This is a genomic window from Mesorhizobium sp. WSM4313, from assembly GCF_002294725.1.
In the GTDB taxonomy this organism is placed as follows: Bacteria; Pseudomonadota; Alphaproteobacteria; order Rhizobiales; family Rhizobiaceae; genus Mesorhizobium.
The window spans coordinates 46,610-66,417 of record NZ_NSFT01000003.1; the positions used below are offsets into that span (position 1 = coordinate 46,610).

Genomic DNA, 19,808 nt, shown 5'->3' on the forward strand with positions numbered 1-19,808 from the left:
TTCTCGCAGGTTCTGATCGCAAAACCGTGGACAGTTTTGCGGAACTTGCTCAGGTTCGAAATTGACAAGGGCGCGGCGATTTGTCGAGAGTGAACGGCCGATTGGCATAAGCGGGGCATCATGCTAGGCGTTTTGACCAAGCGATAAAAAATAACAGTGGGAACAGGCTGCATGGCGCAAGCCGCAATCGAGCTCATAGGCATCAACAAGAGCTTTGGCGCAGTGCGCGCCAACCGCGACATCAACCTGGAAGTGGCGCGCGGCACCATCCACGGCATCGTCGGCGAAAACGGCGCCGGCAAGTCGACGCTGATGTCGATCCTCTACGGCTTCTACCAGGCCGACAGCGGCGAGATCCACGTCGGCGGCAAGCCGGTGTCGATCAACACCTCCAACGACGCCATCGCGCTCGGCATCGGCATGGTGCACCAGCACTTCATGCTGGTCGACAATTTCACGGTGCTGGAAAACATCATCCTCGGCGCCGAGAACGATGTGCTGCTGAAAAGCAGCATCGCCAAGGCGCGCTCGGAGCTCGACCGGCTGGAGCGCGAGTACGGCCTCGAGGTCGATCCCGACGCCGTCATCGAAGAGCTGCCGGTCGGCCTGCAGCAGCGTGTCGAAATCCTCAAGGCGCTTTATCGCGGCGCCGAGATCCTGATCCTCGACGAGCCGACGGGAGTGTTGACGCCGGCCGAGGCCGACCACCTTTTCCGCATCCTCAAGCAATTGAAGGAACAGGGAAAAACGATCGTGCTCATCACGCACAAGCTGCGCGAGATCATGGCCATCACCGACACGGTCTCGGTGATGCGCCAAGGCACGATGGTGGCAACCCGGATGACCAAGGAAACCACGGTCGGCGAACTGGCCGAGCTGATGGTCGGCCGGCGGGTGCTTCTCAGGGTCGAGAAGGGCCAGTCGGAAGCCGGCGCTGTAAAACTCTCGGTCAAGAACCTGACGGTCAAGGATTCGCGCGGCGTCACCATGGTCGACAATGTCTCTTTCGACGTGCGCGGCGGTGAGATCGTCGGCATCGCCGGCGTGGCCGGCAACGGCCAGTCCGAACTGCTCGAGGCGATTTCCGGCATCCGGCATGCGGTTTCCGGCGAGGTGATGCTGGACGGCAAGCCAATCGATCTCACCGGCAAGGCCGATCCCGGCGAATTGCGCGACCGTGGGCTTGCTCACGTGCCGGAGGACCGCCACCATGTCGGGCTGGTGCTCGCCTTCGAGGAAAACGAGAATTCGATCCTCGGCTACCACGACGACGAGCGCTATCTGAAGGGGCCGTTCCTCGACGTCGATGCCATCATGGCCGACGCGAAGGACAAGATCGAGAAATACGACATCCGCCCCGGCAATCCGCGGCTGAAGACGGCGAACTTCTCCGGTGGCAACCAGCAGAAGATCGTGCTGGCCAGGGAGATGGAGCAGGATCCCGGCGTGCTGATCGTCGGCCAGCCGACGCGCGGCGTCGACGTCGGCGCCATCGAATTCATCCATAAGCGGCTGATCGCCATGCGCGACCAGGGCAAGGCCGTGCTGGTGGTATCGGTCGAGCTCGACGAGATCCGCTCGCTGTCCGACCGCATCCTGGTGATGTTCGCCGGCCGTGTCGTCGGCGAGCGCGGCCCTGACGCGACCGAAGGCGAGCTCGGCCTGCTCATGGCCGGCGTCGAGCACCAGGAGGCCGCCGAATGAGCACGCCTTACGCCAAGCTGCCTGCCTGGGCCGATTATGGGTTGATTCCGCTGATCAACCTGGCGGTTGCCTTCATCGTTGCCGGCTTCGTCGTCATGCTGGTCGGCGAAAATCCGTTCCGTGCCGCCGTCATCCTGGTCGAAGGCGCCTTCGGCAAGGGCACAGGTATCGCCTTCACGCTCTTCTACGCCACGACCTTCATCTTCACCGGGCTGTCGGTGGCGGTGGCGGCACATTGCAGCCTCTTCAACATCGGTACCGAGGGGCAGGCCTATATAGGCGGCCTCGGCATCGCGCTCGTTTGCCTGAGTCTCGACAGCGTGCTGCCCTGGTGGGCGATCTTTCCGATCGCGATCGTGGCCGCGGCGGCGTTCGGCGCGCTGTGGGGGCTGATCCCGGCCTATCTGCAGGCCAAGCGCGGATCGCACATCGTCATCACCACCATCATGTTCAACTTCATCGCTGCCTCCGTGATGGTCTATCTCTTGGTCGGTGCGCTGAAGCCGGCCGGCTCGCAGGCGCCGCAGACGCGCAATTTCCTCGCCGGCGCCGAGCTCCCGAAGCTCAACTGGATCATCGAGTTGTTCGGCGCCAAGATCCGCTCGGCGCCGCTCAACATCTGCTTCCTGCTGGCGCTCGTCATGGCCTTTCTGGTCTGGCTTTTGATCTGGCGCACCCGGCTCGGCTATGAAATGCGCACCTACGGCCACAGCCCGAAGGCGGCGCGCTATGCCGGCATTTCGGAAACCCGCATCATCATCACTGCGATGATGATCTCGGGCGCGCTGGCCGGCATGATGGCGCTCAACCCGGTGATGGGCGACCAGCACAATGTCGCGATCGATTTCGTGTCCGGCGCCGGCTATGTCGGCATCGCGGTCGCATTGATGGGCAGGCTGCATCCGGTCGGCATCGTCCTGGCGGCGATCCTGTTCGGCATGCTCTACCAGGGCGGCGCAGAGCTTGCCTTCGAGATGCCGGCGATCAGCCGCGACATGATCGTCATCATCCAGGGGCTGGTCATCCTGTTCGCCGGCGCGCTCGAACACATGTTCAGGCCTTACATCCAGGCGCTGTTCGCCTCGGTCAGCCCGAAATCGGTCGGCATGCAGGCAGTAAAGGGTAAGGGGGCCTGAGATGGACATGTTCAACGCCATCATCCAGGTGCTGGATTCGACCATCCGCCTTTCGGTGCCGCTGCTGCTCGCCTGCCTGGCGGGTCTTTATTCGGAACGGGCCGGCATCTTCGACATCGGGCTCGAAGGCAAGATGCTGGTCGGCGCCTTTGCCGGCGCATCGGCCGCCGCCGTCTTCCATTCGGCGCTGATCGGCCTCGGTACGGCGGTGCTGATCTCGGTCGCTTTCGCCCTGGTGCACGGCTTCGCCTCGATCACGCATCGCGGCAACCAGATCGTCTCCGGCGTGGCGATCAATTTCATCGCTGCCGGATCGACCATCATCCTCGGCCAGGCCTGGTTCCAGCAGGGCGGGCGCACGCCGGCGCTGCAGCCGGCCGAACGCTTCGAGGCGATCATCTGGCCCGGCGCCGAGGCGATCAAGGACGTGCCGATCATCGGCCCGATCTATGCCGAGCTGATCTCCGGCCATTCGATCCTGGTCTATTTCGCCTTCGCCATGGTGCCGTTCACCTGGTGGGTGCTGTTTCGCACCCGCTTCGGTCTCAGGATGCGCGCGGTCGGCGAAAACCCGGCCGCGGTCGACACCGCCGGCATCTCGGTCGCCTGGCTGCGCTACCGTGCGCTGATCTGCACCGGCATCCTCACCGGCGTCGCCGGCGCGTATCTTTCCATGGTGCAGAATGGCGGCTTCGTGAAGGACATGACTGCGGGCAAGGGCTATATCGCGCTGGCTGCGCTCATCTTCGCCAAATGGAAGCCGGTCAACGCCATGTTCGCCTGCCTGTTGTTCGGTTTCCTCGATGCTGCGGCCATCCGCCTGCAGGGCTCGCCGCTGCCGATCATCGGCAAGGTGCCGGTGCAGTTCATGCAGGCGCTGCCCTATGTGCTGACCGTTATCCTGCTCGCCGGCTTCATCGGCAAAGCCATCCCGCCGCGCGCCGGCGGCGTGCCCTATGTGAAGGAACGCTGAGGTCGGAGAATGCTGGGGCGGGATTTTCCTGCGGCGGCGACCGGTATTTGAACAAGATCGTGGGAGAGAAGAACCGGATGTCGCATGATCTTTTCGAGGCGGCGAAGACGGCGATGGCAAAGGCCTATGCGCCCTATTCGAAGTTCCCTGTGGGGGCAGCGCTGCGTACCGAGGACGGGCGCGTCTTCACCGGGGCCAATATCGAGGTGGCATCCTATCCGGAAGGCTGGTGCGCCGAGACGACGGCGCTCGGCCATTACATCATGGGCGGCGGCGGCAGGATCGTGGAGATCGCGGTGATCGCCGAACGCATGGCCAAATGCTCGCCATGCGGCGGCTGCCGGCAGCGGCTGGCGGAATTCTGCCGGCCGGACACGAAGCTTTATCTCTGCGACAACGCCGGCGTGGCCGAGACGGTGACCATGGGCGACATGCTGCCCTACGGCTTCAGGGGCGACATCTTGAAATGAAGAGCGGGTTGAAATGAAGGAAGCGCTGGATCATCTGGTCGAGAAACTGGACGGACTGGCGCCGACCGCGGCGCTCGTGCTCGGCTCGGGCCTGGGCGGGCTGGTCGACCAGGTCAAGGATGCCAGGCGCATCTCCTATGCCGAACTGCCGGGCTTCCCGCGCAGCGGTGTTTCGGGCCATGCCGGCGAGGTGGTTGCCGGGCATTTCGCCGGCACGCCGGTGCTGATGCTGTCCGGACGCGCGCATTATTACGAGCATGGCAATGCCGCGGCGATGCGGCCGGCGCTGGAGGTGCTTGCCGGCATCGGCATCTCGCATTTGATCCTCACCAATGCCGCCGGCTCCGTCGATCCGGAAATGGGGCCGGGTTCGGTGATGCTGATCACCGACCACATCAATTTCTCCGGCTCCAACCCGCTGATCGGCGAGCCGAGCGACCGGCGCTTCGTCGGCCTCACCGAGGCCTATGATGCCGGCTTGCGCGGAGCGATCGAGAAAGCGGCGAAGGCGACCGGAACGGCCCTGCATCAAGGCGTCTATATGTGGTTTTCCGGACCGTGCTTCGAGACGCCGGCCGAGATCCGAATGGCGCGCGTCATGGGTGCCAACGCCGTCGGCATGTCGACCGTGCCGGAGGTCATCCTTGCCCGCTTCCTCGGGCTCAAGGTCGCCGCTTGCTCGGTCATCACCAACCTGGCGGCCGGCATGACCGGAGCGGAGCTCTCGCACCAGGAAACCAAGGATATGGCGCCTATCGGCGGCGCGCGGCTGGCGACGATCCTGCGGCGCGTCTTCCAGGACGGCTTGCCCGACTGATGCTGCCGCAGGAGATCATCCGCCGCAAGCGCGACGGCCACAGGCTCTCGGCCGACGAGATCGCGGCCTTCATCGCGGGGCTGACGGCCGGCACCATCTCCGAGGGCCAGGTCGGCGCTTTCGCGATGGCCGTGTTCCTCAACGGCATGAGCCGCGAGGAAGCGGTGGCGCTGACGATCGCGATGCGCGATTCCGGCGATGTGCTCGACTGGTCCGACCTGCCGGGCCCGGTCACCGACAAGCATTCCACGGGCGGCGTCGGCGACAATGTCTCGCTGATGCTGGCGCCGATCGTCGCGGCCTGCGGGGCCTGTGTGCCGATGATCTCGGGCCGCGGGCTCGGCCACACCGGCGGCACGCTGGACAAGATGGATGCCATCCCCGGCTATGCCAGCCAGCCGGACGTGGCGCTTTTCCGCAAGACGGTGCTCGAGACCGGTTGCGCCATCATCGGCCAGACCGCCGATCTCGCGCCGGCCGACCGCAGGCTCTACGCGATCCGCGACGTCACCGGAACGGTCGAATCGGTGCCGCTGATCACCGCCTCGATCCTGTCGAAGAAGCTTGCCGCGGGCTTGGGTTCGCTGGTGCTCGACGTCAAGGTCGGCAACGGCGCCTTCATGGAGAAGTCGCGCGATGCCGTCGCCCTGGCGAACAGCCTTGTCGAGGTCGCCAATGGCGCCGGCTTGAGCGCCTCAGCGCTGGTGACCGGCATGAACGAGCCGCTGGCCTCGGCCGCCGGTAACGCGGTCGAGGTGAAGAATGCCGTCGATTTCCTCACCGGGCGATATCGCGACCGGCGGCTGGAGGAGGTGACGCTGGCGCTGGCTGCCGAGATGCTGCAGTCGGCGGGGCTCGTCTCGTCCAACCAGGACGGCATCAGGCGCGCCACCGAAGCGCTTGCCGGAGGCCGTGCGGCGGCCGTCTTCGCGCGAATGGTGTCGGTGCTTGGTGGTCCCGCCGATTTCATCGAGAACGCGGAAAAATATTTGCCGACTGCGCCGGTCGAACTGGCCGTGAAAGCGGAACAGGATGGGTTCGTGACCGGCATCGCCACGCGCGATATCGGGCTTGCCGTCGTCACGCTCGGTGGCGGGCGTAGCCATCCGGACGACAAGATCGATCATGCCGTCGGTCTGACCCGGCTGTTGCCGGTCGGCGCCGAGCTGCGCCCGGGCGAGGCACTGGCGCTGGTGCATGCCCGTACGAATGCGGAGGCCGAGGCAGCGGCGGCGGCCGTGCGAGCTGCTTATGCGATCGGCGGTTCCAAACCGCCCGCCGAAAAGACCGTGCTCAGGCGGATACTGCCGCGCTAGAGCAGTTCATCGTTTCGCGGAAACGGTGAACTGCTCTATCCTTTGTGGCTGACGTAATTCCGGACGGAAAACCGCTGCGCACTTTTCCTGGAATTGTTTACGTCGGATTTACTGAACGAGCAGCAGCGAGCCGTCCTGGACCTGGTATTTCTGCAACCGCTGCAGGAAGCTCATGCCGATCAGGTTGATCTGCAGCGCCCTGTCGTCGAGCACCATCGCCTGGACGTTATCGACCGAGATCTTGCCGATCTGCAGGCGGTCGACAGTCACCACGGCGGCCTTTACCGCGCCGTTGGCGGTGTTCACCTGTCGATTGAAGTCGGACGGATTGAGCGAGACGCCGATCCGTCGCGCCGTCGAGGTGTTGATGGCGACCAGCGTCGCGCCGGTGTCGATCATGCCGTCGATCTGGCGGCCATTGAGCTTGAACTGCGACGTGAAGTGGCCGCGCGCATCGGCATTGACCAGCACCTGGCGGCCGAGCGGCATCGGCGCGGCTGGTTTGTTCGGGACCGAAGCGAGATTGACCAGGGGCTGAGCCTCCGGGGCTGCCGGCTGCGGGGCGACGGCCGATTTCAGGAGGCCGTCCACCAGATGCGGGTTAGCCTGATAGACGATCGGAATCGAAGCCGAAGTTCCGGCAAAGATGCCGAGGATGAGAAGCTTGCGCAGCATGGATGCCCCTAAAGCGTTTTCACCGTTTCACGAAAACGTTGAACCGCTCTATCCCTTTGGTTTGGAGCAATCCCGAAAGGAAAACCGCTTCACACTTTTGCTGGAATTGCTCCCGAAGGCCTGCATCCTTATGCCGATATGGTGTGTGCGACTTTAACGCGTGTGGGAAACCGCAAGCTTGCGTAAACGGCCAGTTAAGAACGGCGCTCACTTTGTGCCGTACATGCGGTCGCCGGCGTCGCCGAGGCCCGGCATGATGTAACCCTTGTCGTTCAACTGCCGGTCTATCGAGGCGGTGAAGATCGGCACGTCCGGATGCGCCTTGGTGAAGCGCTCGATGCCTTCGGGGGCGGCAAGCAGGCAGAGGAAGCGGATGTTGGTGGCGCCGCGCCCCTTCAGCTTGTCGATCGCGGCGATCGCGGAATTCGCGGTCGCCAGCATCGGATCGACGACGATCACCAGGCGGTCGGCAAGATCGCTCGGCGCCTTGAAGAAATACTCGACCGCTTCAAGCGTCTCGTGGTCGCGGTAGAGGCCGATATGGGCGACGCGTGCGGCCGGCACCAGGTCGAGCAGGCCCTCGAGCAGGCCGTTGCCGGCGCGCAGCACCGAAGCAAAGACCAGCTTCTTGCCTTCCAGCGTCGGTGCCTCCATCTCCTCGATCGGCGTCTCGATCATGGTCGTGGTCAGCTCGAGATTGCGGGTCACCTCATAGCCGAGCAGCAGCGAAATCTCGCGCAGCAGCCGCCGGAAGCCGGCCGTCGAGGTCTCCTTCTTGCGCATGATGGTCAGCTTGTGCTGGACGAGGGGATGGTCGACGACGGTGACGCCCTGCATGATGTGCTCCGACTGGTTCGGGATAGTAGTCAGTAGTGAGTAGTGAATAGTGAGCCGATTTGCGAGTCCTCGCCTCGGGGAAAGCTCCTGCCTTCAACCGATCTATGCGTGCTCGGCCAAATGCATAACTACTGACTACCGACTACTCCCCTACTCACTCACCGCACCTTCGCGTCCAACCGGCTTAGCAGCACCGCCTTGGTCTTCTTGTCCACGAAGGCCGCTTCGATAGCCGTTCTGGTGATCCCGGCGAGCGCCTTGTCGTTCAAGGCGAAATGCTCGGCGGCGATATCGTATTCGCGCTTCAGCGAGGTCCAGAAGTAGGGCGGGTCGTCGGAGTTGAGCGTCACCTTGCAGCCGGCGGCGCGCAGTGCCGGAAAGGGGTGGTCGGCGAAGCTGTCGAAGACTTTCAGCGCGATATTGGAGCCCGGGCAGCATTCCAGCACCACGCCTTCGGCGGCGATGCGGCGGACCAGGTCAGGGTTCTCGATGGCGCGAACGCCGTGGCCGATGCGGGAGGGGCGGATGTGGTCGAGAGCCGCCGCCACACTTTCCCAGCCCATCAGCTCGCCGGCATGGATGGTGATGCCGAGGCCCGCCTCGCGCGCGATCTCGAAGGCGCGGACATAATCCTCGAAGTCGCCGATGCGCTCGTCGCCGGCGACGCCGAAACCGGTCACCAGCGGGTGGCCGCAGCGCGCCGCGAAGCGCGCCGCCTGCTCGATCGCCTCGACCCCGACATGGCGCACGCCGGTGACGATCATGCGGCCCTCGATACCAGTCTTGGCCTTGGCGCGGGTCATGCCTTCGCCCAGCGCATCCGTATAGGCTTTTGGCGACAGGCCGGCCTTTTTGGCATGGTCCGGGGAGGTGAAGATCTCGGAATAGATGGCGCCGTCCCGGGCGAGGCTGGTCAGATAGTAGTCGGCGAGGCGGGCATAGTCCTCCTCCGTGCGAAACAGGTCGGAAGCGAAATCGTAAGCCGCGAGAAACGAGGTGAAGTCCTGCCAGACGAAGGAGCCGTCCTGGATGTAGGGCGAAGGGTCCTTGCCGTATTTGCGGGCCTGGGCGACGACGAGCTCGGGCGCCGCCGCCCCTTCGATGTGGCAGTGCAGTTCGGCCTTCAAAATCATGCGGTCATCCCGTCCGATGTGCTGCTCTCGCGCAGATTCTGGCCGGAAAATCATGCGTGGCCTTTCCCTGCCGGGTTTTGAAGGCGCGGCCGAAAACCGCGCCTTGGACAATAGCGTCGGCACCATCGATCGGCTATGGTCCCGCCGGTTTTATGGCGGATCAAAATAATGTCGGTTGAGAGAACCACGGCCGCGGGCGGCATGGAAACCTCCTATGGTTTCAGGAAGGTCGGGGAAGGCGAGAAGCAGCCCCTGGTCAACGACGTCTTCCATAAGGTGGCCAATCGATACGACCTGATGAACGATCTGATGTCGGCCGGGTTGCATCGGCTGTGGAAGGACGCGATGGTTGCCTGGCTGAACCCTCCCAAAAAGGTGGGTTGGAAGGTGCTCGATGTCGCCGGCGGCACCGGCGATATCGCCTTTCGCATCATCGAGGCCAGCCAGCGCCAGGCCCATGCCACGGTGCTCGACATCAACGGCTCGATGCTGGCCGTCGGCCGCGACCGCGCCGAGAAGCTGGGGCTTGCCGCAAACACCGACTTCGTCGAGGCCAATGCCGAGGAATTGCCGTTCGAGGACGACAGCTTCGATGCCTATACGGTTGCGTTCGGTATACGCAACGTGCCGCGCATCGAGGTCGCTCTTGACGAAGCCTATCGGGTGCTGAAGCGGGGCGGACGGTTTCTGTGCCTGGAGTTCTCCGAGGTCGACATGCCGCTGCTCGACAAGGCCTATGAGGCCTGGTCGTTCAACGCCATCCCCAAAATCGGCAAGGCGGTGACCGGCGATGGCGAGCCCTATTCCTATCTCGTCGAATCCATCCGCAAGTTCCCCAACCAGCAGAATTTCGCAGCAATGATCACCCGCGCCGGCTTCGACCGCGTCACCTTCCGCAACTATTCGGGCGGCATCGCCGCCCTTCATTCCGGCTGGAAGCTTTGAGGCGCGGCACCTTGCAGCAGGTCCCTTTGAAGCAGGCAGCGCTATGAGCAGCGTCGCTGCCGCCTTCAGGCTCGCCAGGGCCGGCTGGGTGTTGGTCCGCGAGGGCGTCGTCGCGGCGCTGCCGGGCGAAGAGCTTTCCGGAATGCCGAAATTCGGCTGGCGCGTGGCGCGGCTTTTCACCCGCCGCCGGGCGCTGAGCTATCAGCGGGGCGACAGGCTGGCGCGGGCGGTGGTGCGGCTCGGACCTTCCTACGTCAAGCTCGGCCAGTTCCTGGCGACGCGGCCCGATGTCGTCGGCAACGACATGGCGCTGGACCTCGCGCTTTTGCAGGACAAGATGCATACCTTCCCGAGAGCGGAGGCGGTCCATGCGATCGAAGCCTCGCTCGGTCGCAGGATCGACGATCTCTATTCGAGCTTCGGCGAACCAGTGGCGGCGGCCTCTATCGCGCAGGTGCACGGCGCCGAAATCGTGCGCGAGGGTAGCGCTTCGCAGGTGGCGGTGAAAGTTATCCGGCCCGGCGTGCGGCATCGCTTCTTCCAGGATCTCGAAAGCTATTTCCTTGCCGCCCGCCTGCAGGAGAAATACATCCCCGCGTCGCGTCGCCTGCGCCCGGTCGAAGTGACCGAGACGCTGGCACAGACCACCAGAATCGAGATGGATCTGAGGCTCGAGGCAGCCGCGCTTTCCGAACTCGGCGAGAACACCAAGGACGATCCGGGCTTCCGCGTGCCGGCGGTCGACTGGGAGCGGACCGGCCGCGATGTCCTCACCATGGAGTGGATCGACGGCATCAAGATGAACGATCTCGCCGGTCTTGCCGACGCCGGCCACGACCTCAAGGCGATCGCCGCCAATCTGGTCCAGTCGTTCCTCAGGCACACGTTGCGCGACGGCTTCTTCCATGCCGACATGCATCCTGGGAATCTGTTCGTCGAGGCGAACGGCACCATCGTCGCGGTCGATCTCGGCATTGCCGGCCGGCTCGGCAAGAAGGAGCGACGCTTCCTCGCAGAGATCCTCTACGGCTTCATCGTGCGCGACTATCAGCGCGTCGCCGAGGTGCATTTCGAGGCGGGCTACGTGCCGCGCCAACACAATGTCTCGGCCTTCGCGCAGGCGATCCGCGCCATCGGCGAGCCGATCCACGGCCAGTCGGCGGAAACCATCTCGATGGCGAAGCTGCTGACGCTGCTGTTCGAAGTCACCGAGCTGTTCGATATGGCGACGCGGACCGAGCTGGTGCTTTTGCAGAAGACCATGGTGGTTGTCGAAGGCGTCGCCCGCACGCTCGATCCGGCCTTCAACATGTGGAAGACGTCCGAGCCTGTGGTCAGCGACTGGATCGCGGGCAATCTCGGCCCGCGCGGCATGCTCACCGACGCGCGCGACGCGGGCAGAGCCCTTGTGTCGCTGGCAAGGCAGGCGCCGGATCTTGTGGCCCGCACCGAGCGGCTGTCACGCGAGATCGATTTGATGGCGGAAAACGGCCTGCGCTTCGACGAAGCGACCGCGCGCGCGATAGGCAGGGCGGAAGCGCGCCACACCCGCTCCGGCCGCGTGGCGCTGTGGGTGATCGCGCTGACGCTGGTCTATATCACTTGGAAGTTGCTCTGACCGCATGCGGCTTGTCGCCGGTTGATTGCATTGCTATCATTGCAAGCGCTACCTCATGCGAGTGCAATCACATGGCCAGCATCACGATCCGCAATCTGGATGACGAGGTGAAGGACCTGCTCCGGCAACTCGCGGCCGAAAATGGCTGCTCGATGGAGGAGCAGGCTCGGGTAATGATACGCGCCGCGGTCGAAGGCCGGGCAGGGCAGGCCGACCGTATCGGGCAGATCGAAGAAAAGCTGCGTGCGCTGACAGGCTTAAAGGGGCAGGCGGTGCCAGTTGTCGCCGCATCCGCCAAATCAGTTTCGCGAGGCTCGCTCTCCGGCAAGCGCATCCTGCTCATTATCGGCGGCGGCATCGCGGCTTACAAGGCGCTCGACCTGATCCGGCGGCTGCGCGAGCGGGGCGCTTCGGTGCGGGTGGTGATGACGTCGGCAGCGCAGGAATTCGTCACCACGCTGTCGGTCGGCGCGCTTTCGGCCGACCATGTCTTCACCGAGCTGTTCGACCGCAAGGACGAGCACGATGTCGGCCATATCAGGCTGTCGCGCGAGGCCGATCTGTTGGTTGTCGCGCCGGCCACCGCCGACCTGATGGCGAAGCTCGCCAACGGCCATGCCAACGACCTCGCCTCGACGGTGCTTCTGGCCACCGACAAGAAGGTGCTGATGGCGCCGGCGATGAACCCGAAAATGTGGGCGCATCCGGCAACGCGGCGCAATCGGGCGACCTTGCTCAAGGACGGCATCATCTTTGTCGGTCCCGGCAAGGGCGAGATGGCCGAGAGCAACGAAGCGGGCGAGGGCCGCATGGCCGAACCGCTGGAGATCGTCGCTGCGATCGAGGCTATGCTCGATGAGAAGCCGAAGCCGCTTGCCGGCCGCAGGATCATCGTCACCTCCGGTCCGACGCATGAGCCGATCGATCCGGTGCGCTACATCGCCAACCGCTCCTCGGGCAAGCAGGGCCATGCCATCGCGGCCGCGCTGGCTAAGCTCGGCGCCGATGTCAGGCTTGTCTCTGGCCCGGTCACCGTCGCCGATCCGGCCGGTGTCGCGACCACCCACGTCGAAACGGCCGCGCAGATGAAGCAAGCGGTCGAGAGCCTGCTGCCGGCGGATGCCGCCGTGTTCGTCGCGGCGGTTGCCGACTGGCGCACGGAAAACACCGCCGGCGAGAAGATCAAGAAGGTGGCGGGCAAAGGGCCGCCTTCGCTGCAGATGGTCGAGAACCCGGACATCCTGGCCGGCATCGGCCATCACGCGGAGCGACCAAGCCTCGTCGTCGGCTTCGCCGCCGAGACGCAGGACCTCATCGCCAATGCCGAGGCGAAGCTCAGGAAAAAGGGCGCGGACTTCATCGTCGCCAATGACGTCTCGCATGAAAGCGGCATCGGTCCATCCGGCGTGATGGGCGGCGACCGCAACAAGGTGCGCATCGTCTCCAGGACCGGCGTCGAGGAATGGCCGGAAATGGGCAAGGATGAGGTGGCGGCGCGGCTCGCCGCGCTGATTGCGGAGCGGCTGCAGCAGACTGTCGTCGTCTGAGACCGAGCGGCAAGCGGGCACTTCGGCCGCGGCCGCCGTGACATCCCCGTCAACCCGCTGCCAATCTCGGCCGGTTTGTCGCTGAAAATATCCTCAGCGCCGCCAGGCAGCCGAACACGCCGAGGGGCACGAAGGCCAGAAACAGCCAGCCGGCGACGCCTGCGGCCGCTTCACGGTTCAGACCTTCCGAGAAGCCGGTGGCATTGGCGACGATGCCGGCAAGCGCTGCGCCTACCGCATAGCCGATGCGCTGCATGGTCGGCACGGCGGCCGAGGCGATGGTCTGCTCACCGTCGCGGGCCGAGGCGACGATGACGCGCGTGAGGAAGGGCCAGCAAACGCCGAAGCCGCCGCCCTGCAAAAGGGCGCAGAGCAGGATCAGCGGGATCGAGCCTGCCGGGATTGTGTAGGCGAAGCCGGCGAGGCCGGAGGCGATCATCAAGGCGCCGACGACGATGATCAGCCTCTCGCGCTCCAGCGGTGCATTGGCGATGAGGATCGACAGGATCGACCAGGCGATCGATTCTGCGGCGATGATGTAGCCGGTGGTCAGGATCGGAATGCCGTGCAACGTGGTCAGAAGCAGCGGCCCGTAAATGGTGAAGGTGCAGGTCGCCACGGAGAAAGCCGCAACCATCGTCATGCCGCTGCCAAGCGGCGAGCGCCATGAAAACAGAGGCGACGGGAAGAGCCGGGATTGCGGTCTAAGCGCATCCACGTGGAAGAAAAGCGCCAGGCCGGTCAGGCCGAGGAAGAGGAGCAGCGACGAGCGCAACAGGGCGATATCGATGCCGGCGGCGGCGATCAGCACGACGCTGAGGGCGAGACAGGCAAGCGCGGGATAGGGAAAGGGCGGTGCCTTGCCGCCGCTCGCCTGCGGCTTCCTCGCTTCAGGTGTGTCGAGCACGACGAAGCTTGCCAGCGCCATCGCCGCGCCGCCGAAGGTGAATACGCCGAAAGCCCAGCGCCACGACAGGAATTCGGTCATGAGAGCGCCTAGCATCGGGCCGCTGAAGGCGGCGACGCCCCAGATCGCGGACATGATGCCGAAGAGCTGCGGCCAGATGTTGCGTGGAAACAGGCGCTCGACCGAGACGAAAGCCAGCGATACCAGCGCGCCGCCGCCAAGCCCTTCGACCAGTCGCCCGACGAGGAACAACGGCATGGAAGGCGCCGCCGCGCAGATCAGCGCGCCGGTCGCATAGAGCAGGGCCGCGACCATCATGTTGGAGCGCAGGGCGACATAACTGACCAGCCGGCCCGCAGCGGCGCCGGCGACGATCGCGCCGAGCTCGTAGATCGCCAGCGACCAGCCGACCAGCTGCACGCCCGCCAGTTCGCCGACCATGGCCGGCATCACCGTCGCCACCATTGTTTCGTTGGTGGCATGCAGCAGGATGCCGAGGCTGACGAAGCAGAAGCGCGCCAGATCGCCGCTTGCCCACAGCGCCCGCCAATCCACCCTGTTGCTGGCCACCCTGTTGCTGGCCACCTTGTTGCCGCTCGCTGCCGTCACGCCGATCTCCTGCTTGTTTTGCGCACCTCATCCGCGTTGCGAACGAGGGGCAAGATCCAGTTCGGCAGGGCTTGTAGAACCTCAAGCGCAGTTGAGCTCAAGAGGCTTTTTCGCGGATTTCGAGGCAAGCCACCATTGGCGCCGAAGGGCTTTCCAAAGCACTCGGCCCGGAACAGATGTTCCGGGCCGAGTGCGGCGCAATGAATTTGAAAAGCCGAGGGCTCACTTGTAGGAGTGGACGAGGTCCAGCGACGCTACGGTGACGGCCAGGTTGAGGCCGGTCTGTGCCTGGACGCTGAGCGGCTCCAGCATGAAGGCGCTGTTCAAGCCGCCGACCAAGACGTTGGCGCCGCCGCCGGTCACCACGCTGGCCTCGGCGTTGACGCCGTAATAGCTGCCAGCGAGATCGCCCGCGTCATGGCTGCGGGTGGCGGCAAGCACCGCCCAGACGAGTTGGCCCTGATGCGTCTTGCCGACGTCGACGCCAAGCTTGGAGATCATCCCGGTATAAATCTCGGCCGGGCCGTGATGGGAAGGGCGGAAGACGCAGGAGACGCCCTTGTTCGACGTGATGACATAGCCGACACCGCCGTCGATGGTGCAATCGAGCGTGCCGAGCCGGAGCGTGCCGGCGCTGACCGGAGAAGCGAGGACCGTGGCGGCAAGCGCGGCAGCGGCACAGGCAAGTGTCTTGATCATTGGAAAGTCCCTTTCGCGAAAATCTTGGCCCCGACTTAAATGATCGAGGTGCACGGAGCGTTCCGCCGAAACTTTGACGCGAACATGGCAAGGGTTAACGCATTGCCCGGGGCGGTTAACGGATCGCTATCGGCGTCTCCGCAGCGCATCATCGCGGCCGCCGACGGTGACCGGGAACGACGCCCAAGCGCCGTGCAATACACCCTTCCGGCGTCGGCTTGAGATCAGCTGGCGTTGCCGCCGGTGCGCGACAGACCGTCCTTGGCCGGCTGGTAGTTGGGGTCGAGGTGGACAGCCTCGCGGTAGGACTTGGCGGCCCTGCCCTTGTCGCCGCGCTTTTCGTAGATCAGCGCCTGGTTGGCCCAGGCCTCGGCGTTCTTGCCGTCGAGCTTGATGGCCATGTTGAAGTCGGAGAAGGCGTTGTCCTCGTCGCCTGTCGCCAGATAGGAGAGGCCGCGGCCGTTGTAGGGTTCGGCGGCGTCCGGCGCCAGCGAGATCGCGGTCGAGAAATCCTCGATGGCGAATTTGTGCTGGCCCTGGCTCTGATAGATCAGGCCGCGATTGTGGTAGGCGCGGGCATCGGTGGTGTCGAGTTGGATCGCCTTCTGGAAGTCGTTGAAGGCATCTTGGGTGCGGCCCGCCTTGCGGTAGAGATTGCCGCGGCCGATATAGGCTGCGTCGTAGTTGGCGTTGATCTGGATCGAGCGGTTGTAGTCGGCCAAAGCGGCTTCCTGATTGCCGAGGAAGCGCTGGATCAGCGCGCGATTCGAATAGGCCTGGTAGAAGTTCGGATTGAGCTGGATCGCCTGGTTGAAGTCCTTGAGCGCCGCCTGGTACTGGCCGCCGCGGCCATAGGCCGAGCCGCGCACGTTATAGCCCTCGGGATCCTGCGGATTGCGCTGGATGACCGCCGAAAGCGAGGAGATGTTCTCGCTCGATCCCTGCGCCTTGTCGATCGAGTTGAACTCACCCGTCGGGGTCGTCTGGCATGCTGCAAGCATCAGACCCGAAAGCAGGGCCGCCGTCAGGGCGAAGCCGCGAAAAGCGGTTTTGCGCTCCACGGTAATTGCGTTCATCTTTGTCCTCACTGCCGCAGCGCCGTCAGTCCGTTCCCTCTCCGAACCGGCTCCAATACATAAACAAAAAGGTGGCGGCGATTCCGCATCGCGCCACCTTCGGTATCCTTCGAAAAGGACGAAAAATAGGCGTTATGAGCGCGGCGAGCGCGATGCGCCGGCGGCACCAGCCGGAGCCGGGCGCGGGGTCATCGGCAGCAGGCCTTCGCGCTGAGCGCGCTTGCGGGCCAGCTTGCGGGCGCGGCGCACGGCCTCGGCCTTCTCGCGGGCACGCTTCTCGGACGGCTTCTCGTAGTGACCGCGCATCTTCATTTCGCGGAAAATACCTTCGCGCTGCATCTTCTTCTTCAGCGCGCGAAGCGCCTGATCAACGTTGTTATCGCGGACGAGTACCTGCACGGGCAATCCTGTCTTCGGGTTTGAAATCATTAGGCAAACAGCCATAGCTGACATGCCTCCGCGGCGAATTGCACCGCGAATTGTGGCGGCTGATAGCAGAATCAGGCTGGGATGTCCACCTCCGATTGCGCGAACGGCGATCAAAAACCCGAGCGCTGCGCGCGCATGTTTGCTCGCGCTACGCGGTCGCCAGATGGTGGCGCGCAAAGTCCTCGAAAAACTCACCATAATCGCAGGTGATTTCCTCGCCTGCGGCGATGTCGCGAATGGCTGTGGCGCCGCCATACTGCGAGAAATCCGTGTTCGGCCGCTCCGAATGGTTCATGAAGCGGCCATTGTCCACCTCATAAACCATGAAGCCGGGCTTGTCCGGGCTCGGATAGGCATAGCGGTCGAGCAACTCGCGCAGATGCGGCGGCGCCGCCTCATATTTATCCATCGGGATCAGCCGGTCGAAATCCGGATCGAGGCGCCAGATCGAAGCGCCCTTGCGGATCGGCTCGGCGGCGAAGACCCCGACCCCTTCGATGGCGCTCTGGGCAACATAGGTTCTGATCAGCAGCATCGTTCCGGTCCGATTTCGACGGAAACGAAAATCGTCAAAATGAACGGGAATGCAAGGCCGCATCGCAACATTTTGGCGGATGGACATTTCTGTCGTCTGCCAAAATAGATCATGTCCGGTTGATCGAGACACCGCCATCGGCAAACAGCGCGGTTCCGGTGGTGAAGCTCGACGCATCCGAGGCAAGGTAAAGCGCGGAGCGGGCGATCTCTTCCGGCTGCGCCATGCGCTTCAAAGCATGAATGCCTTCGACGAAAGCGCGCGCCTCGGGCGTGGTCGTGGTTGCGCCGGGCGTGTCGGTGCCGCCGGGCAGCAGTGCGTTGACGCGCAGCCCTTGCGGACCGTATTCGGCAGCGAGCACCTGCGTCAGGCCGATCAGTCCGGCCTTGGCAGCGGCGTAGGCCGCCATGCCCGGCATCCCGGCGGTGTAGCCGACGAAGCTCGAGGTGAAGATCAGGGAGCCGCCGCCGCGCTCCAGCATGGCCGGTATCTGGTGCCTTGCGGCGAGGTAGGCGCTGGTCAGATTGGTGTCCATCGTCTCGTGCCAGGTGGCTGGCGCCATATCGGTCACCGGTCCCATCACGCCGACGGCGCCGGCATTGTTGAAGGCGATGTCGAGGCCGCCAAACCTTGCGACGGCGAATTCGACGAGCGCCTTCGCATAGGCCTCCTCCCTTACATCGCCGGCAAGCGCGGCTGCCGTGCCGCCGGCCGCTTCGATCTCGCCGACGAGCACGTCGAGCTCGGCCTGACGCCGGGCCGCGACGACCAGGGATGCGCCTTGCTCGGCAAACAGTTTGGCGGTGGCGCGGCCGATGCCGGAGCTCGCGCCGGTGACGATGGCGACCTTGTTTGTTAGGGTGAACATGTCTTTGCATCCTTCCTCTGTACCGGGCTTGCCGGCGGTTGGATGCATAGGTCGCAAATCGACATAGATGCAGCCACCCGAAAGTTGCCTTGCCGCCATCGCAGGGGGCATTGCGCGGCACTGGCGCAAAACGGCAAGCGCCGTCGCAAACAGCGCAAGGATGGCGACGCGGTTTCGCTAGTGATACACCTCGCAAGCCGGGGCAAGGGATGCCTGGCCGCAAATCCGCGAAAGCTACTGGCGCGAGGCTTAACGTGAAGAAATACTCGGTATTCGCCATTGCCCGCGAGGCGATGCGCGGCCACAGAGGCTGGGAAGAGCAGTGGACGTCGCCCGAGCCGAGGAAGGAATATGACGTTATCATCGTCGGCGCCGGCGGACACGGCCTGGCGACGGCCTATTATCTGGCGAGCGAGCACGGCATCACCAACATCGCGGTGCTGGAAAAGGGCTGGCTCGGCGGCGGCAACACCGGCCGCAACACCACCATCATCCGCTCCAACTACCTCTATGACGAAAGCGCCGGCATCTACGATCATGCGCTGAAGCTGTGGGACGGGCTCAGTCAGGAACTCAACTACAACGTTATGTATTCGCCGCGCGGCGTCATGATGCTGGCGCACAACGTGCACGATGTCCAGGTGTTCAAGCGCCATATCCATGCCAATCGCCTCAACGGCATCGACAATGAATGGCTGACGCCCGAACAGGCGAAGGAATTCTGTCCGCCGCTCAACATCTCCAGGGAGGCGCGCTATCCGGTGATGGGTGCCGCGCTGCAGCGCCGCGGCGGCACGGCGCGTCATGACGCGGTCGCCTGGGGCTATGCGCGCGGGGCTTCGGCGCGCGGCGTGCACATCATCCAGAATTGCGAGGTCACCGGCATCAAGCGCGCGGCGAACGGCGCTGTCAGCGGGGTAGAGACGACGCGCGGCTTCATCGGCGCCAAGAAGGTCGGCGTGGTCGCCGCCGGCCATTCCTCCGTCATCATGAACATGGCGGGCGTGCGCATGCCGCTCGAAAGCTATCCGCTGCAGGCGCTGGTCTCGGAGCCGGTCAAGCCGGTGGTTCCCTGTGTGGTGATGTCGAACACGGTGCACGCCTATATCTCGCAGTCGGACAAGGGCGAGCTGGTGATCGGCGCAGGCACCGACCAGTATGTCTCCTATTCGCAGACCGGCGGCCTGCATATATTGCAGCACACGCTCGACGCCATCTGCGAGATGTTCCCGATCTTCACCCGCATGAAGATGCTGCGCTCCTGGGGCGGCATCGTCGACGTGACCCCCGACCGCTCGCCCATCCTGGCGAAGACACCGGTCCAGGGCCTCTACGTCAATTGCGGCTGGGGCACCGGTGGCTTCAAGGCGACGCCCGGCTCGGGCAATGTCTTCGCGCATACGATCGCGAGGGACGAGCCGCACGCGATCAACGCGCCCTTCACGCTCGAGCGCTTCCGCACGGGGCGTCTCATCGACGAGGCCGCCGCGGCGGCTGTGGCGCACTGACGATGG

19 protein-coding genes are annotated in these 19,808 nt (G+C 64.4%); 10 read left to right on the forward strand and 9 right to left on the reverse strand.

Annotated elements, in window-relative coordinates:
• The first annotated feature begins 171 nt into the window (after positions 1-171).
• From CK219_RS08075 to deoA, 6 genes are all read left to right on the forward strand, one after another.
• The gene (locus tag CK219_RS08075; RefSeq protein WP_095766691.1) at positions 172-1,704 is read left to right on the forward strand and encodes an ABC transporter ATP-binding protein; all 1,533 of its coding nucleotides are present in this window, start codon (positions 172-174) and stop codon (positions 1,702-1,704) included.
• Entirely contained in the window at positions 1,701-2,840 is a 1,140-nt protein-coding gene (locus CK219_RS08080; protein WP_095766260.1) for an ABC transporter permease, read from the forward strand. The genes CK219_RS08075 and CK219_RS08080 overlap by 4 nt, the downstream gene beginning before the upstream one ends.
• A gap of 1 nt (position 2,841) precedes the next feature.
• Positions 2,842-3,813 carry an ABC transporter permease gene (locus tag CK219_RS08085; RefSeq protein WP_095766261.1) on the forward strand — a complete coding sequence of 324 codons (972 nt, stop codon included), beginning with the start codon at positions 2,842-2,844 and terminating at the stop codon, positions 3,811-3,813.
• Positions 3,814-3,890: 77 nt separating this feature from the next.
• The gene (cdd, locus tag CK219_RS08090) at positions 3,891-4,283 is read left to right on the forward strand and encodes a cytidine deaminase (protein ID WP_095766692.1); all 393 of its coding nucleotides are present in this window, start codon (positions 3,891-3,893) and stop codon (positions 4,281-4,283) included.
• Between the two features lie 13 nt (positions 4,284-4,296).
• On the forward strand, positions 4,297-5,100 hold the full coding sequence (locus CK219_RS08095; protein WP_095766262.1) for a purine-nucleoside phosphorylase: 804 nt from the start codon (positions 4,297-4,299) through the stop codon (positions 5,098-5,100).
• Positions 5,100-6,416, forward strand: a complete 1,317-nt coding sequence (deoA, locus tag CK219_RS08100) for a thymidine phosphorylase (protein WP_095766263.1) — start codon at positions 5,100-5,102, stop codon at positions 6,414-6,416. The genes CK219_RS08095 and deoA overlap by 1 nt, the downstream gene beginning before the upstream one ends.
• Positions 6,417-6,524: 108 nt before the next feature.
• Here deoA and CK219_RS08105 read toward each other — a convergent pair whose 3' ends face one another.
• The 3 genes from CK219_RS08105 to CK219_RS08115 all read right to left on the reverse strand — a co-directional run bounded on the left by CK219_RS08105 (position 6,525) and on the right by CK219_RS08115 (position 9,061).
• Positions 6,525-7,091: a TIGR02281 family clan AA aspartic protease gene (locus tag CK219_RS08105; RefSeq protein ID WP_095766264.1), complete on the reverse strand. Its 567-nt coding sequence runs from the start codon at positions 7,089-7,091 to the stop codon at positions 6,525-6,527.
• 207 nt (positions 7,092-7,298) lie between these two features.
• Positions 7,299-7,928: a uracil phosphoribosyltransferase gene (upp, locus tag CK219_RS08110; protein WP_027165262.1), complete on the reverse strand. Its 630-nt coding sequence runs from the start codon at positions 7,926-7,928 to the stop codon at positions 7,299-7,301.
• Between the two features lie 158 nt (positions 7,929-8,086).
• Positions 8,087-9,061, reverse strand: a complete 975-nt coding sequence (locus CK219_RS08115) for an adenosine deaminase (RefSeq protein ID WP_095766265.1) — start codon at positions 9,059-9,061, stop codon at positions 8,087-8,089.
• Positions 9,062-9,229: 168 nt separating this feature from the next.
• On the opposite strand from CK219_RS08115, the gene ubiE reads away from it, so the two are divergent.
• The 3 genes from ubiE to coaBC all read left to right on the forward strand — a co-directional run bounded on the left by ubiE (position 9,230) and on the right by coaBC (position 13,171).
• Entirely contained in the window at positions 9,230-10,006 is a 777-nt protein-coding gene (gene ubiE, locus CK219_RS08120; RefSeq protein WP_095766266.1) for a bifunctional demethylmenaquinone methyltransferase/2-methoxy-6-polyprenyl-1,4-benzoquinol methylase UbiE, read from the forward strand.
• A 43-nt stretch (positions 10,007-10,049) separates the two neighbouring features.
• Positions 10,050-11,624 carry a 2-polyprenylphenol 6-hydroxylase gene (gene ubiB, locus CK219_RS08125; RefSeq protein WP_095766267.1) on the forward strand — a complete coding sequence of 525 codons (1,575 nt, stop codon included), beginning with the start codon at positions 10,050-10,052 and terminating at the stop codon, positions 11,622-11,624.
• A 71-nt stretch (positions 11,625-11,695) separates the two neighbouring features.
• A complete protein-coding gene (gene coaBC, locus CK219_RS08130; RefSeq protein ID WP_210199994.1) occupies positions 11,696-13,171 on the forward strand; it encodes a bifunctional phosphopantothenoylcysteine decarboxylase/phosphopantothenate--cysteine ligase CoaBC in 1,476 nt (491 codons plus the stop codon).
• A gap of 49 nt (positions 13,172-13,220) precedes the next feature.
• On the opposite strand, the gene CK219_RS08135 is transcribed toward coaBC, so the two are convergent.
• The 6 genes from CK219_RS08135 to CK219_RS08165 form a co-directional block, all read right to left on the reverse strand.
• Positions 13,221-14,687, reverse strand: coding sequence for an MFS transporter (locus CK219_RS08135; RefSeq protein WP_245340423.1), 1,467 nt, complete (start codon positions 14,685-14,687; stop codon positions 13,221-13,223).
• A 222-nt stretch (positions 14,688-14,909) separates the two neighbouring features.
• On the reverse strand, positions 14,910-15,386 hold the full coding sequence (locus CK219_RS08140) for a DUF992 domain-containing protein (protein WP_095766268.1): 477 nt from the start codon (positions 15,384-15,386) through the stop codon (positions 14,910-14,912).
• A 224-nt stretch (positions 15,387-15,610) separates the two neighbouring features.
• Entirely contained in the window at positions 15,611-16,462 is an 852-nt protein-coding gene (locus CK219_RS08150; protein ID WP_095766270.1) for a tetratricopeptide repeat protein, read from the reverse strand.
• Positions 16,463-16,594: 132 nt separating this feature from the next.
• Positions 16,595-16,861 carry a 30S ribosomal protein S21 gene (rpsU, locus tag CK219_RS08155; RefSeq protein WP_027165252.1) on the reverse strand — a complete coding sequence of 89 codons (267 nt, stop codon included), beginning with the start codon at positions 16,859-16,861 and terminating at the stop codon, positions 16,595-16,597.
• 178 nt (positions 16,862-17,039) lie between these two features.
• Positions 17,040-17,426, reverse strand: a complete 387-nt coding sequence (locus CK219_RS08160; RefSeq protein ID WP_095766271.1) for an SET domain-containing protein-lysine N-methyltransferase — start codon at positions 17,424-17,426, stop codon at positions 17,040-17,042.
• A 109-nt stretch (positions 17,427-17,535) separates the two neighbouring features.
• Positions 17,536-18,294, reverse strand: a complete 759-nt coding sequence (locus tag CK219_RS08165; protein ID WP_095766695.1) for an SDR family oxidoreductase — start codon at positions 18,292-18,294, stop codon at positions 17,536-17,538.
• 254 nt (positions 18,295-18,548) lie between these two features.
• On the opposite strand from CK219_RS08165, the gene CK219_RS08170 reads away from it, so the two are divergent.
• Positions 18,549-19,802 carry a sarcosine oxidase subunit beta gene (locus tag CK219_RS08170; protein WP_095766272.1) on the forward strand — a complete coding sequence of 418 codons (1,254 nt, stop codon included), beginning with the start codon at positions 18,549-18,551 and terminating at the stop codon, positions 19,800-19,802.
• The last annotated feature ends 6 nt before the right edge of the window (positions 19,803-19,808 follow it).